General features: G+C 39.4%; 13 protein-coding genes. All 13 read left to right on the top strand.

Features of this window, described 5'->3' with window-relative positions:
• Positions 1 to 90: 90 nt before the first annotated feature.
• Positions 91 to 1365: a lipopolysaccharide biosynthesis protein gene (locus RSK81_RS08350; RefSeq protein ID WP_032908279.1), complete on the top strand. Its 1275-nt coding sequence runs from the start codon at positions 91 to 93 to the stop codon at positions 1363 to 1365.
• A gap of 7 nt (positions 1366 to 1372) precedes the next feature.
• Positions 1373 to 2320 (top strand): glycosyltransferase family 2 protein, encoded by a 948-nt coding sequence (locus tag RSK81_RS08345; protein ID WP_002924021.1) that lies wholly within the window; start codon positions 1373 to 1375, stop codon positions 2318 to 2320.
• Positions 2321 to 2346: 26 nt separating this feature from the next.
• The gene (locus RSK81_RS08340) at positions 2347 to 3321 is read left to right on the top strand and encodes a glycosyltransferase family 2 protein (protein WP_002924035.1); all 975 of its coding nucleotides are present in this window, start codon (positions 2347 to 2349) and stop codon (positions 3319 to 3321) included.
• On the top strand, positions 3318 to 4034 hold the full coding sequence (locus tag RSK81_RS08335; RefSeq protein ID WP_002899987.1) for a glycosyltransferase family 2 protein: 717 nt from the start codon (positions 3318 to 3320) through the stop codon (positions 4032 to 4034). Before RSK81_RS08340 ends, RSK81_RS08335 begins: the two co-directional genes overlap by 4 nt.
• The gene (locus tag RSK81_RS08330; protein WP_002899988.1) at positions 4034 to 4393 is read left to right on the top strand and encodes a DUF2304 domain-containing protein; all 360 of its coding nucleotides are present in this window, start codon (positions 4034 to 4036) and stop codon (positions 4391 to 4393) included. Before RSK81_RS08335 ends, RSK81_RS08330 begins: the two co-directional genes overlap by 1 nt.
• Positions 4383 to 5162, top strand: a complete 780-nt coding sequence (locus RSK81_RS08325; RefSeq protein ID WP_315686503.1) for a glycosyltransferase family 2 protein — start codon at positions 4383 to 4385, stop codon at positions 5160 to 5162. The genes RSK81_RS08330 and RSK81_RS08325 overlap by 11 nt, the downstream gene beginning before the upstream one ends.
• Before the next feature lie 24 nt (positions 5163 to 5186).
• A complete protein-coding gene (locus RSK81_RS08320) occupies positions 5187 to 8168 on the top strand; it encodes a rhamnan synthesis F family protein (protein WP_315686502.1) in 2982 nt (993 codons plus the stop codon).
• A complete protein-coding gene (locus RSK81_RS08315) occupies positions 8155 to 9462 on the top strand; it encodes a DUF2142 domain-containing protein (RefSeq protein ID WP_002914799.1) in 1308 nt (435 codons plus the stop codon). The genes RSK81_RS08320 and RSK81_RS08315 overlap by 14 nt, the downstream gene beginning before the upstream one ends.
• A 3-nt stretch (positions 9463 to 9465) precedes the next feature.
• Positions 9466 to 10713, top strand: a complete 1248-nt coding sequence (locus tag RSK81_RS08310; protein WP_002914800.1) for a glycosyltransferase family 4 protein — start codon at positions 9466 to 9468, stop codon at positions 10711 to 10713.
• 113 nt (positions 10714 to 10826) lie between these two features.
• Complete coding sequence (cps2T, locus tag RSK81_RS08305; RefSeq protein ID WP_315686500.1) at positions 10827 to 11975, top strand: beta 1-4 rhamnosyltransferase Cps2T; 1149 nt, start codon at positions 10827 to 10829, stop codon at positions 11973 to 11975.
• Positions 11972 to 12907, top strand: a complete 936-nt coding sequence (locus RSK81_RS08300; RefSeq protein ID WP_315686499.1) for a glycosyltransferase family 2 protein — start codon at positions 11972 to 11974, stop codon at positions 12905 to 12907. Before cps2T ends, RSK81_RS08300 begins: the two co-directional genes overlap by 4 nt.
• Before the next feature lie 5 nt (positions 12908 to 12912).
• Positions 12913 to 13719, top strand: a complete 807-nt coding sequence (locus RSK81_RS08295) for an ABC transporter permease (protein WP_004190909.1) — start codon at positions 12913 to 12915, stop codon at positions 13717 to 13719.
• The gene (locus RSK81_RS08290; protein WP_004190912.1) at positions 13719 to 14924 is read left to right on the top strand and encodes an ABC transporter ATP-binding protein; all 1206 of its coding nucleotides are present in this window, start codon (positions 13719 to 13721) and stop codon (positions 14922 to 14924) included. Before RSK81_RS08295 ends, RSK81_RS08290 begins: the two co-directional genes overlap by 1 nt.
• Positions 14925 to 14931: the final 7 nt, after the last annotated feature.

Genomic DNA, 14931 nt, shown 5'->3' with positions numbered 1-14931 from the left:
ATTAGGTTGGGGAAGAAATAAGTATCTAGTACCCTAAGGTTACTTTTTTTAAAGGAATTTATGGTATAATTGGATAAAGTTTTATTTATAGTGAAAGAGAGTTTAATTATATTGAAAGTGGTATCGCCACAAAAGATTTTCTTTTGGAATATTCTTGGTAGCCTGTCTTCAGCAGCTGTATCTGTTATTTTATTATTTATAGTTACTCGTACTTTATCTAGTGAGTCAGCTGACTTATATAGTTTTTCTTATGCAATTGCGAATTTGCTAGTTATTGTTGCGGGGTTTCAAGTTCGAGATTTTCAAGCAACAGATATTAAAGAAAAATATTCTTTTGATGCATATTTGACTACTAGATTTCTAACTAATATTTTAATGATATTAATTTTGTTAGGTTATTTAATTTTAAATTCTTCTACTCATGAAAATTTTTGGATTATATTTTGGGTATCTTTTTTCAGAGTTAGTGAAGCGCTGTCTGATGTATTTCAAGGTTTGTTTCAGCAAAAAGAACGATTAGATATAGCTGGTCAATCATTATTTTTTAGAAATATAATTTCAACAATAACATTCGCTGTTCTGTTATTATTTTCTAAAAATCTTCTTTTATCTATTGTTTTTCAAACACTCACCTCTTTCATTGTAGTTCTTTTTTTTGATTTTCCAAAATCTAAGTTGTTTCATCGTATTAATATCTCTACAGTAAAGCTCAAAGATATTTATAGTATTTTAAAGGACTGCTTACCTTTATTTATAAATGCTTTTTTATTAGTTTCGATCTATAACCAACCTAAGTATGCATTAAACGATATTTTTAATAGGGGATTGATTGAAGCGGGAGTACAGAGAGACTTTAGTATTTTATTCACTCCAATTTTTGCAATGAATCTAATGATTGTTTTTTTACGCCCTATGATTACACAACTAGCAATTTTCAAGGAAGAGAATAAAATTTCTCATTTTATTACGTATAAAAATAACTTGTTTAAGATTTTATGGGGAACAAGTGTTTTGATTTGTCTTGGTGGGGCGATTGCTGCCATACCTATTTTAAATATCATTTATGGGACAAGGTTGGATCAATATCAAATTAGTTTCGACATTCTTTTGTTAGGTGGTATTGCTAGTACGTTTTCTACAGTATGTGATAATATTTTAACTGTTTTTAGAAAACATCATTATTTAGTTATTTCATTCTTAGCGGGCTATCTTGTATCCATTCTTACAGCTGAACCACTAGTATCCCAATACGGAATTTTTGGAGCCTCTTTGTCTTTCCTTATCTCTATGATTGCTTGGTTGAGTGTCTCGCTAATTATTTATTTTATGACGAATCCATATACTTTTTTGAGAAGGAAAAAATAAGGAACTTATGAAATTTTCAATTATTATACCTGCCTATAATGTAGCGGATTATTTAGAAAAATGTGTTAAGAGTGTCTTAATTCAAGAATTTAAAGATTATGAAATTTTAATCATAAATGATGGGTCAACTGATGCTACTGCAATAGTCGCTGATAAATTGTCTGTGGAGAATACCAATAAAGTAAGGGTGTTAAATCAAACAAATGGTGGAGCTTCAAAAGCAAGAAATACAGGTATTGAGTCTGCTCGGGGAGAGTACTTATTGTTTTTAGATGGTGATGACTTTTGGAGTGACCAACACTTTTTGAATCAACTTGATGAAATAACTACAGAATGCATTGATGATGTTATCGTTTTTGGCTACAGTTATTTTTATGATGATAGAATTTTAGATTCCCCTATATCTATGTTTGAGGAAAATATTTTAAAAGCTACTTGCTTTGGAATATTTAATGGTCCAAATTGGAATAAGTGTGTATCGAAAAAATTATTTCAAAATGGCCTGAAATTTCCAGAGGGAATGGTATCTGAGGATAGTTTATATTGTTCTCGGATTTTAAAAATGACAAAGAAATTTTCAATTCTTAATAGTACTCAATACATGTATCGACAGAACCGCAAAGGAAGTTTGACTAATGTCGTGAAAGAAAAAAATGTTCAAGATACTCTTGAAGGAATCAGGACGGGACTTTCTGACTTGAAAAACTATTCAGTTGAAATTCAAAAAGCCTTAAATATCTATTTTGCAATCTCATATATCTCTATATTACCTTATGTAAATCCATACATTGATAATTTTAAAATTAAAGAGTTGCTTTATCAGTATAAGTATTTGCTAAAGTATGCAAAAGATATAGAGAACCGAGCATTTAAGTTAACAGGTCTATTAGCCAATTTATTGGGGATAAAATTTTCAATAAAGCTATTTCCTGTTTTATTGAAGTTTTATAAATAGAGTGGATTAGTTATGAAAGGAAAAATATGTCTAAACCAGCTATTTCAGTTATTATTCCAGTTTATAATGCACAAGACGGGATTAAACGCTGTGTAGATTCTCTTTTGAATCAATCGTTTAAGAATTTTGAAATTATTCTTCTGAACGATGGTTCGAAAGATAACTCTTTAAATATTTTAAAAGAATATGAACTGAAGTATAGTTTTGTAAGAGTAATTGACAAACAAAATGAAGGAGTTGCAGTAACTAGAAATAAGGGGATTCTTCTAGCTGAGGGAGAATATACTATGTTCATGGATAATGATGATTTTGTTGATAGTGATTACATTGAAACTTTTTATCAAGCTATCCATGAGAAAAATCTAGACTTGGTTATTGGTGGATACAAACGTGTCAATCAGGATAACCAGATTATCTTTAGTCAAGATATACAGCAGTCAGAGTGGTCCAAGTATATTATAATGGCTCCTTGGGCCAAAATTTACCGCACCGAGTTCTTGAAAACGAACAATCTAGAATTTTTTGATTATGGTATAGGAGAAGATATCATTTTTAACCTAGCTGCCTATAAGACAACAGATAAAATAGGATTGTTAGACTATAAAGGATATAATTGGTATTACAATAATCAGAGTATTTCTAACACTTCTCAGAGAGGCTTTTCTCCTAAAATTGATATTCTAGTTCTTTTTTCAAAAATATTAGAGCTGGGTGGTAAGCCATCTGAGCTAGTAGTATACTACTTGAAAAGATATTATGTTTGGTATTTGCTTTTTTCTGGGAGAGCCTCATCAGATCAGGAGTTTATTCATCAGTATATTAGGATTAAGGAATGGTTAAAAGAGAATAAACTCATCAGTACTATCTCTCCGTTGTCTAAGAAGGTTCAGGGCGAAAGGTTTCAGACTAAAATTTCACTTATTGTTTTTTTAAGCATAGAGAAGTTAAGGTTAGTTCCATTATTTGCTAAAATTTATTGTAAAGGGAAGAAAGATAATTGAAAGTTTTAATGATAATTCCTGCTTATAATGAGGAAGAAAGTATTTTAAATACGGTTATGAGCATTGTAGAATATCGGAAGAAAGTTGATTTTGACTTAGACTACGTAGTTATCAATGATGGGTCAGTTGATAGAACCAAGGATATTTTGGACAGCCATCATCTGAATGCTATTCATTTGGTTATGAATTTAGGGATTGGCGGAGCTGTTCAGACGGGTTATAAGTATGCTCTTGAGAAGGATTATGATGTGGCCGTACAGTTTGATGGAGATGGTCAGCATGATATTGAGTCGCTGGATGCTTTGCTGGAGCCTATTCGCCGTCAGCAGGCGGATTTGGTTGTTGGTTCTCGTTTTATCGGTGACAAGTCTTCGGAGTTTCAGACGACTTTTATGCGGCGTTTTGGCATTACCATTATTTCAGCTTTTATTAAATTAACAACAGGCAAAAGGATTCTGGATACCACATCGGGCTATCGATTGGCTAATCGAGACATTATTAGACAATTCGCTGCGCGCTATCCTATCAAGTATCCTGAGCCAGAATCAATCGTCCATATCTTGAAGCGGAAATATAAAGTGCTGGAAGCACCAGCCAATATGTTTGAACGTGCAGGAGGAGTCTCTTCGATCACTCCGATTAAGTCCATTCGTTATATGATTGAAGTTTGCTCTTCGATCTTGATTGCTGCTTTTATGAAAGAGAGTGAATAATGTCCATTTTGTCTATTGTTATGCTAGTGGCTTCAGTCCTATTCCTGTATTTTGTCTTTCGGAATATCAATCAAAACAATATTTTGTTTGAGCAAGCCTTTATGTGGATTATTATTGGCTTTGTACTGATTGTTATTTCTGTTTTTGATTGGATTCCCGTTTCGATTGCCAAATTGTTAGGCTTTGAGTTGACCTCAAACTTTGTCATGTCCGTGGCTATCTTTTTCCTGCTGGTTATTGTTTTTTTACATACTATTTCCATTTCCAAACAAAAGGAGCAAATCAAGCAGTTGGTGCAAGAACTGTCCATCATGAAGCAAAGAATGTCCAAGTTAGAGAGTGAAAAAGATGAAAAATAACCATACCTGGGTGATTTGCGCCTATGGCGAAAGCGAATTTTTAGAAGCTTGTATCTTGTCTTTGCAGGCTCAAACCTTGTCATCAAAGATTATCTGCTATAGCTCAACACCGTTGGGTTCAATTAAGCAGCTGTGCCAGAAGTACGGTATTCCTTTTTACACGAAAGAAGGCGGTGGTATCGGTAAGGACTGGAATAATGCCCTTACCTTTGTTGAGACTTCTTATGCTACCATTGCTCATCAGGATGACTACTATGAGCCAACTTATTTAGAAGCAGTGATGCAGAAGATAGAGCAGTCTAAGGATATTCTCATTGCCTATACAGACTACTTTGAAGAGAAAAATGGAGTCAAAATTCCGGCTAATACCAATCTGAAAATCAAGACTCTCATGCTTAAAACCTTAAATCTGATGCCATCCAGTCGTTTTTGGAGAAATCGGGTTCTAGCTTTTGGCAATCCCATTTCCTGTCCGGCGGTGACATACAATTTAGAGGCATTAAGGGATTTTCGATTTGATGAGGAAATGCGCGTGAGTCTAGATTGGTATGCTTGGTATAAGATTAGCTCCTATAAGGGGCGCTTTGCTTATATTTCTGAGAAGCTTATGTGCCACCGGATTCATGGAGAGTCGGAAACAACCAAGACTATTTCAGATAATACTCGAACCAAAGAGGACTTGTTCATGTATCAGCTTTTCTGGCCCAAGTGGGTGGCTAATCTGGTAAATAAAGCATACATGAAGAGTCAAGATGCTAACTCAAACTAATAGAGTTATTTACAAGGAAAGTATATGAAAGATTTAATATCTGTTGTTGTAACTTGTTACAACCATCAAGATTACATTGAACAGTGTTTGCGCAGTATTTTTGCTCAGACCTATCGAAATATTGAGTTACTGGTATTGGATGATGGCTCCTCTGATCATTCTGCTGAAATCATAGAGGCTGTCTCGGCGGATTCCCCTTTTCCGACGCGGTTTGAAAGTCATGAAAATATGGGGGTCGTCAAGACAAGAAACAAGGCTTTGCAGCAAATTCAAGGCACTTATTTTATTTTTGTGGATAGTGACGATTTTCTGGATTCAGACTATATTGAGAGCTTCTATAGAAGCATGGTGCAAGAGGAGGCAGATATTGTCTATGGTGATTTGTATGATCCTGATAAAAAGGAAGTTTACCTTAAATCACGGCCATTTGACAAGCTAGCTTTCTTAACGGAAAATTTTATTTCCAACTGTTCTCTCATTCGTCGTTCGGTTGCTGATGGTATTTATTATGATGAAGCTCTGAATCGTGAAAAACTGGAAGACTATGATTTCCTTTTGAACTTAATTATCAATCAAGGAGCGAAACCTGTTTATGATGCAAAAACAAAGCTGAATTATCGGGTCTTTGATAAGGAATCAATCTCTAAACGGAATTCTACGAGATATCATTACGAAATGTATCTGAAAATTCTGCGTAAGTATGTGAGACAGATACCAGATGATATTTACCAAGCTCTGGGCCAGAACATATTTACACTGGAAGGTCGTTTGGATGAACTGATTCAGCATATGGATAAAGTGAACGACTATGTTCTTGAACTGCAGGAGGATCAGCGACAGTTACATAAAAATCTAGATTCCCTGAAATCCAGACTGAGAACGATAAAGGAACAGCGAGATGAGGCTATTCAGGAGCAGTTTCGTATTCGCCGATCTATTTCCTATCGGCTGGGGAATGGCGTGATTACGCCATTGAAACGTCTGGCTCGATTAGTCAAAAATCCTCGCAGTATCAAAGCTGCTTTAAGTCGGATTAAGCAACAGCTGGTTCGTTTGAAACGCCAAGTTAAGTCTCCTAAGGTTTATTATTATCAATGGTTGCGGAACTCTCAACGAGAAAAAGCTTTAGCTTCAGTTTCAAGTGGCGAAAAAGTCTTAATTTATGTCATTTTTGAATCCGAGCCACGCTTGCAGCAGTATAAGACTATCTTTTTAGATAAGTTAGCAGCTTTGGCGGATAAGACTCTCATCGTCGTTAATGGTGGACTGGCTGCAGAGGATTTAGAAATTTTAGGACAGTATGGTCAAGTCTTGGTGCGGGATAATAGTGGCTATGATACAGCAGCTTTTCGTGAAGGCATTCTTTCCTTAGGAAAGGAAAAGCTGCAGCATTGCTTTCAGCTGATGCTCGTCAATGACACCAATATCGGACCTATGAGTGATTTGGCGGCAGTCTTTCAAACCATGGCTGGCCGAAATCTTGACTTTTGGGGAATTTCCTATGGTGAGCCCCAGGAAGATATCACTGGATTTAACCGCTATGGTTATATTCCCAATCACCTACAGTCTTATTTTTTAGTGATAGAGCCTTTGCTGCTTCAGTCCGAAGAATTCTACGACTATTGGCAAGTGCTGACTGACACGGATTCACGAGAAGAAGCAATCGGAAAGCATGAAACGACTTTTACCAAGTACTTTGCTGACTTGGGCTATCGTTACGATGCCTTGGTTCACGAAAATCAGGATTCGGCTATGTATATTCATCCATTAAGGATGTTAAAAGCGGGTAGTCCTCTGATTAAGTATACTTCTTTGAAGAATTATGATGATCAGCAGTTTTTATGGCAAGGTCTGGAAAGAGAGTCGGAAGTTCCTGATTTATTGGACTACGTTCGGGAGAAGACAGATTATCCAGTAGAAATTCTTGAGAACATCGTTCAAAAATTCAAAGATGTGCCTCGTGATCAATATATTCTCATCATTGACGGTGTAGAGAATATCATTCCGCAGTGTACGCGCTACCGTGTGCTCAATAAGGCAGAGCAGCTTAGAAAGAATGGCTTTGCTGTGAAAGTGGTCAATGCGTCTGAGTTTAGTCTGGCTCAGGCCCAGTATGCTAGCCACATCATTATCTACCGCGCTCCTTGGTCCGCCCAGCTCCAGCTTTTATGCGATTTGGCTCGGGAGGAGCATAAGCCAGTCTATTTTGATATTGATGATTTGGTCTTTGATACCCTTTATACGGATCAGCTTAGCTATACCCAAGGTTTGTCTGAGAAGGAAAAGGGCAATTACGATGCTGGTGTCAAGAATTACGGGAAAATGCTGGCGGCTTGTGATGGGGCGATTACCTCCACTAATCAGCTAAAAGAGGAATTGCTCAAATACAAGGACTCCGTCCTGCTGAATCGTAATCTGGCGTCCAGCGAATTGATTGCGGTTAGCTCGCAGTTCTTGAAGGAAGACTTTGGTGCAGACGACAGAATCAAAATCGGCTATTTCTCTGGCTCTATCAGCCACAATGAAAATTTTGAGCTCATCAAGCCGTCTATCAAAGAAGTTCTTGACAACTACCCAACCGTTGAGCTTCATATTGTAGGGCACTTGGATATCCCGCAGGATATGAAACAATATTCGCGGCGTATTATCGTCCATGACTATGTGGACTGGAATGCCTTGCCTCAGCTGATTAGTCAGGTTGATATTAATCTAGCTCCACTGGTTGACTCAGTCTTTAATCGGGCTAAGTCAGAAATCAAGTGGATAGAAGCAGCTCTAGTCAAGGTGCCAACGATTGCCAGTCATATCGGTGCCTTTGCAGACATGATGATAGACGGTCAGACGGGACTTTTGGCTAAAGATAGTGAATGGAAAGAAAAGCTAGAAAGCCTGATTCTTTCTGCGGATTTACGTAGAGAACTGGCAGAGAACGCCTACGCTTTTGTATTAGAAAATTGCAGTTTAGATAAAAAAGATGAAATGGTGACTTATTTTGAAAAGAAATAAAGAAGTAAAAGTTGAGAATATTTTCTTATTATTGGCAAGTATCTTTGTCTTGACTTTTATGATTGCACAGCCGATTAATCGGGTGCCTGATGAGACCAATCACGCTCGTATGACATGGGAAATCTTCCATAAACCGACCAGTCGAACATATAAATGGATGGACAAAATCCCATCCACTCCGAATGTTTCGCCGGCTGAGTACAAGCAGCTGTTTTCAGAGAAGATAGATCTGGCGCAAGAAGAGTTTGCCTTTGGCTTTAATCTCAAGGCTATCTCTTTCCTGCCTCAGCTACTAGGTATGACCTTGGGAAGCATGCTTTATCCGTCAGTAGGCTTCATCGTGATGATGGGGCGGTTCTTTAATGCCTTGGCATATATCATCGGAGTTTATTTGCTGATTAAATACTTCAAATATGGCAAAAAAGCTCTGCTTTTCCTATCTCTTTTGCCTATTATGGTCCAGCAAGCAGCTTCTCTCTCTTACGATGTGATGAACTACCTGGAAATTATGTTGGCGGTTGGCTTTTTGACCAATATTGCCTACCATAAGAAATTCACTAATAGAAATATACTGGAGCTTTTGGTGATTTCTATAGGACTCTTTGTCACCAAACCGAATAATGTCCTTTTATTAGGCTTGCTGCCTTTTGTTGACTTTGAGTTTGAAGGATTCCTTGCGGTTCTGAACAAGCCTTTTCTTGCAACCAAAGCTTTTGTAGCTCGTTATCGCCCTATCTTCTATGTACTTGGCTTTTCAGCTTTCTTTCTTGCCTTGCATCTGGCATTTCGCAATCAGGGAGGGCTCTTGCACTATGGCCAAGTCTTGCTGAATACGCTCTTTAAGCAAAGTGTTAATGGCGACTTGAATACAATTTTGACAATCGGTATGTTTGGTTTTTTGGGAAATTTTACTATCCAGCTGCCGCTTTGGCTGATTTTTATCGATGTGGCAGTTTTGGCGCTTATCTTTTTGCAGTCGCAGAAGGATTTTATGACCAAGGGCTACGCAGTCATGTCGCGTTATCTGTTTCTGGTTCAAGTGATTGCTGTTGTGTCAATTATGTATCTGCAGTGGACACCCATTGTCCTCGGTAAAGGTGCCATGATATCAGTTGGTGCTCAGGGACGTTATTTTACACCCTTCTTAATCTTACTGCTACCAACTGTTGCTAATCTAGGGACCTTGGACATTAAAGACAGGGTGGTGAATCGAATGATGGTTGGGACTCTGGTAGCTAACTTCTTGGTTTCCCTCTACTTGATGGTGCCCTTTTATTGGAATGTACTAGGATAAGCTATGAAAAAAAAGATATTATTCATTTCGCCGACTGGAACGCTGGATAATGGAGCTGAAATCTCTATTGTCAATTTGATGGAATACTTGGTCCAGACGGGCCATCAGGTTATCAATGCGATTCCGGATTATCATGTAGCCGTTCAGCAGGACTATATATCCAGCTTGGCTGCCTTGGCTATTGAGACTATAGCCTTGCCGTCAGTTAAATGGTGGTGGGAGGATGCGCCTGGTGGCCTGCCAGATAGTCCTGAGACTATAGCTCGGTCATATCAGGATAATACCTCAGCGCTCAGAAAGATACTAACGGAGCGAAAGATTGATTTGGTTATTACCAATACGGTCAATATGTTTCAAGGTGCAGTGGCAGCGGCCTGCGAGGATGTTCCGCATTTCTGGCTGATTCATGAATTTCCTGACGGAGAGTTTGGCTACTATAAGGAAAAGCTAGATTTTATCAGTGATTATTCACAGGAAATATTTGCAGTTAGAGGTGCCTTGCAGAGACAGTTACAGGAGCTGCTGCCAGACAGAAAAGTCTTGTCTTTTGCCCCTTTTACGAAAATTCATCCTACTAATACAGGAGAAAGGGATGGAGCCGAAAGGCGTATTGTGTCAGTCGGACGTTTGACAGAGCGGAAAAATCAATTAGAATTGATAAAGGCCTATAACCAGCTATCTCAGCCAAAACCGGCCTTAGTTTTTATCGGTGCCTGGGATGAGGAGTACAAAAAAAGATGCGATACTTATATCTCTGAACACCAGATAAAAAATATTAGTTTCCTGGGACACAAGGACAATCCTTGGGCAGAGGTGACGGCAGCAGATCTTGCGGTATTTCCTTCTGCAATGGAAACTTTTGGCTTAGTCTATATTGAAGCGATTATGAATGGCCTTCCGACCATTTTGTCGGACAATCCTGGTCATCTATCTGCCTATGAAATCTTTGAAGAAGGCCAGCTGTATTCATCTGGTAATATCGAGGGGTTGGCTGATAAGATAAACATTGCCTTGGCAAACTTTGAGGGATTAAAAGACCAGTCGGTGGCCAATCTTGGCAAAATCCAAGAGCGCTACTCGGTTCAGAGTGTTTACCAAAACTTATTGGATAAGATTGAAAATACTGAAATGTATCAGGCTAACTCTTTGCGCCATGTCAAGTGCTTATTGGATACAAATTTACCTTCTCAACAAGCCAGCTCTTTCTTACGCAAAGTGAAAAATAAGCTGTTTTCTGGTAGAAGAGGTTAAAGAAAGAAAAGGACAAGTTCAGCCGTGGCTCTACCTGTCCTTTTTGTATTATACAAACACACTAGAAAGTGGTATAATAGAATGGATTGTAAAATCTTGAATTGAGGGAAATCATGAAACATGTCTTCATCATCGGGAGTCGGGGACTTCCTGCCAAATATGGAGGATTTGAAACCTTTGTCGAGAAATTGACAGAGCATCAAATCTCTTCTCAAATCCAGTATCATGTGGCTTGCTTATCAGATGATGAAGCTTTTCATCATTTTGACTACAAGGGAGTAGACTGCTTTACAGTCAAGCCACCCAAGCTTGGCCCGGCCCGCGTAATTGCCTATGATATGATGGCTGTCTCCTATGCCCTCAAGTTTGCTAAGAAAGAGCAGATTGAGCAGCCAATTTTTTACATTCTTGGAAATACGATTGGTGCTTTTATCTTTCCCTTTGCTCGTCGTATCCATCAGGCAGGCGGTAAATTCTTTATCAATCCTGACGGGTTGGAGTGGAAGCGGGCCAAGTGGTCTAAGCCAGTTCAAGCCTATCTCAAGTATTCTGAAAAGGTCACGACCAAGCATGCAGACTTGGTTATTGCCGACAATCAAGGCATTGAAAGCTATATTCAAAAAGCTTATCCTTGGTCTAAAACGACCTGCATCGCTTATGGAACCGACCTTTATCTGTCTAATCTGACGGAAAACGAAGGCAAGGTCAGGGTCTTCTTTGAAAAGTGGGCCAGTAAGGAAAAAGACTATTACCTCGTTGTCGGACGCTTCGTTCCAGAAAACAACTATGAAACCATCATTCAAGAATTTATGAAATCCAAAACCCAACGTGATTTGCTGATTATCTGCAATCATGAGGGCAATCCCTATTTTGAAGAGCTCAAGCAGAAAACAGGCTTTGACCGTGATTCTCGCATTAAATTTGTTGGGACGGTCTATGATCAGAATCTGCTCAAATATATCCGTAATCATGCTTTTGCATACATACATGGCCACGAGGTTGGTGGGACCAATCCGGGACTCTTGGAAGCTCTGGCTCAGACAGATGCCAATCTGGTATTGGATGTGGATTTCAATCGGAAGGTAGCCAAGGAAACGGCTCTGTACTGGAAAAAAGAACCCGGCCAGCTGGCCCAGCTAATTGACCGAGTAGATGCGCAAACAGAGTTTACGGAGCTAGGTCAAGCAGCCAAAGAAAATATGAAAGAAAACTACACCTGGGAAAAAATTGTGGGTGAATACGAGGATTTATTTTTATCATGAAAGTGACCATTCTTCTGTCCACCTATAATGGGGAGCAGTTTCTGGCCGAGCAGATTAAGAGTATCCAAGAGCAGACATATAGGGATTGGCAGCTGCTGATTCGTGATGATGGCTCTACAGATGGGACGCGGGCTGTCATTGAGGACTTTTGTCACAAGGATGACCGCATTGCCTTTATCAATCGGAAAAATCCGCAAAATCTGGGTGTCATTCAGAGTTTTCATAGCCTGCTTAAATACCAAGATTCGGATTTCTATCTCTTTAGCGACCAAGATGACGTTTGGCTGCCAGACAAGATTGCCATGCAATTAGCTGAGGCAGACAAGTATGATAGCAGTCTGCCCTTGTTGGTTTATACTGACTTGAAGGTCGTAGATCAAGAGCTACAGGTTGTTCACGAAAGTATGATTCGCACTCAGTCAGATTATGCTAATACAGAACTAGTCCAAGAGTTGACGGAGAATACGGTGACGGGCGGTGTTTCTATGATAAATCGCTCCTTGGCCCAACTTTGGACTGGGAAGGAAGAGCATGAACTGCTCATGCACGACTGGTATCTGGGCTTGCTGGCTGCGGCCTTTGGCAATCTAGTCTATATTGACAAGCCGGGTGAGCTCTATCGCCAGCATTCGAATAATGTGCTAGGAGCTCGAACGCTCAGAAAACGCGTAAAAAACTGGGTTCGTCCCCATGTTCTTTTTACCAAATATTGGAAATTGATAAAAGACAGTCAGACCCAGGCTAGAAATTTGCTGGTCCTGCCGCTGACTGCTGAAAATAGAGAGTTAATTGAGAACTTTGTGACCATTATGGAGGTGCCTTTTAAGGAGCGCTGGCGCAGGATTCGCCAGTATGCCTATCGTAAAAACCGCACTTTCCATACCCTTGTTTTTACAAGCCTCATTCTCACAAAGTTTGCTTATAAGGAGTAATATTCATGGATTTTTTTAGTAAAAAAAATCGAATTCTTTTGAAAGAATTAATCAAGACGGATTTTAAGTTGCGTTATCAAGGGTCTTTGGTCGGCTATCTCTGGTCGATTTTGAAGCCATTGATGATGTTTACCATCATGTATCTGGTCTTTGTCCGCTTTTTGCGCTTTGATGACGGCACACCCCACTATACAGTAGGACTCTTGCTGGGGATGGTCTTCTGGTCTTTCTTTACCGAAGCTACCAATATGGGCATGCTTTCCATCGTTTCTCGGGGAGATTTGCTGCGTAAATTGAACTTTCCAAAGCATACCATCGTCTTTTCATCAGTTCTTGGAGCAGCTATCAATTTCCTGATTAATCTGGTCGTTGTTTTCCTCTTCGCCTTGATTAATCAGGTGAAATTCGGCTTGCATACGCTGGTTATTATTCCTCTTTTTCTGGAGGTATTGGTCTTGGCAATGGGCTGCGCCCTTATGCTGTCTTCCTTGTTTGTAAAGTATCGGGATATTGGACCGATTTGGGAAGTGGCTCTTCAGGCTGGAATGTACGCCAGCCCCATTATCTACTCTCTGAACTTCCTTTTGGATGGTAAAAAACTTTTTGTAGCTAAAATTATGATGCTCAATCCGATTGCCCAGATGTTGCAGGACATGCGCCATTTCATTGTTGCTCCTGTTAATGTCAGAGGCTGGGATATTGTGAATAACAAACTAATCGCCCTCATCCCTTACTTGATTCCTTTTGTGATATTGGCTCTAGGTTTGTTCTTCTTTAATAAAAATGCTAAGAGATTTGCGGAGATTTTATAATGTCAAATAATATTGCAGTAAAAGTCGACCATGTAAGTAAATTCTTTCGATTGCCTACTGAGGCTACTCAGAGTTTGAGAACCAGTCTGGTCAATCGTTTTAAGGGGATTAAAGGCTACAAAGAACAGCATGTTTTGAAAGATATTTCCTTTGAGGTCGAAAAAGGTGACTTCTACGGGATTGTCGGCCGCAATGGCTCTGGTAAGTCTACCCTCCTGAAAATTATCTCTGAGATTTATATTCCGGAGAAGGGCAAGGTAACTATTGATGGTAAGTTGGTTTCCTTTATTGAGCTGGGTGTCGGATTCAATCCAGAACTAACTGGCCGCGAAAATGTCTATATGAACGGTGCCATGCTGGGATTCTCAACAGAAGAAGTAGACGCCATGTACGATGATATCGTGGAGTTTGCTGAGCTGGGAGAGTTTATGAACCAAAAGCTCAAGAACTACTCCAGCGGTATGCAGGTGCGTCTGGCCTTTTCTGTGGCCATCAAGGCTCAGGGGGATATTCTGATTTTGGACGAGGTTTTGGCTGTCGGGGACGAAGCCTTTCAGCGTAAGTGTAATGACTATTTCAAAGACCGCAAGGAGTCAGGTAAGACGACCATTCTGGTGACCCATGATATGGGAGCTGTTAAAAAGTATTGTAATAAGGCTGTCTTGATTGAAAATGGCTTGGTCAAGGCTATCGGCAATCCAGATGATGTGGCCAACCAGTACAGTCTGGACAATGCAACTGAAACAAAAGCCATGAACGAAGGATTCCAGGTTGAGAATGCGGCAGTTTCTGATCTGAAGGTTAAGCTCTTGCATTCGCCTCAGATTTCCCCTGAACAAGAGATTGAATTTGAAATTTCTTATCAGGTAAATCAAGACCTACCGACCTATGTTTCCTTTTCTCTGACAGATATCGATCGAACCATCTGGCTTTACAATGATAATTCCATGGATCAGCCGACAGAAGGACCTGGACAGAAGCGCTTGACTTATAAGTGCCATGTGTCACAGATAAATAACGCTAAGTTAAAGCTGCAGGTTTCAGTGAGGGATCAGGAAGAACAGATTCTAGCCTTTGCAGACTCTCAGAACAACCCTGTTATCTTAGTCAATCGCCAGGATATTAAGGATGACGATGTCTCTGCTAAGGATTCTGCCACTGGCTTAATCCAGCGTAATGGCAGTTGGAAGATTTCTCAATCGTAAAGAATAA

This window comes from Streptococcus sp. DTU_2020_1000888_1_SI_GRL_NUU_041A (assembly GCF_032387735.1).
GTDB lineage: Bacteria > Bacillota > Bacilli > Lactobacillales > Streptococcaceae > Streptococcus > Streptococcus sanguinis.
The sequence above is the reverse complement of the archived record's forward strand: the minus strand, read 5'-3'. Positions and strand labels throughout refer to the sequence as shown.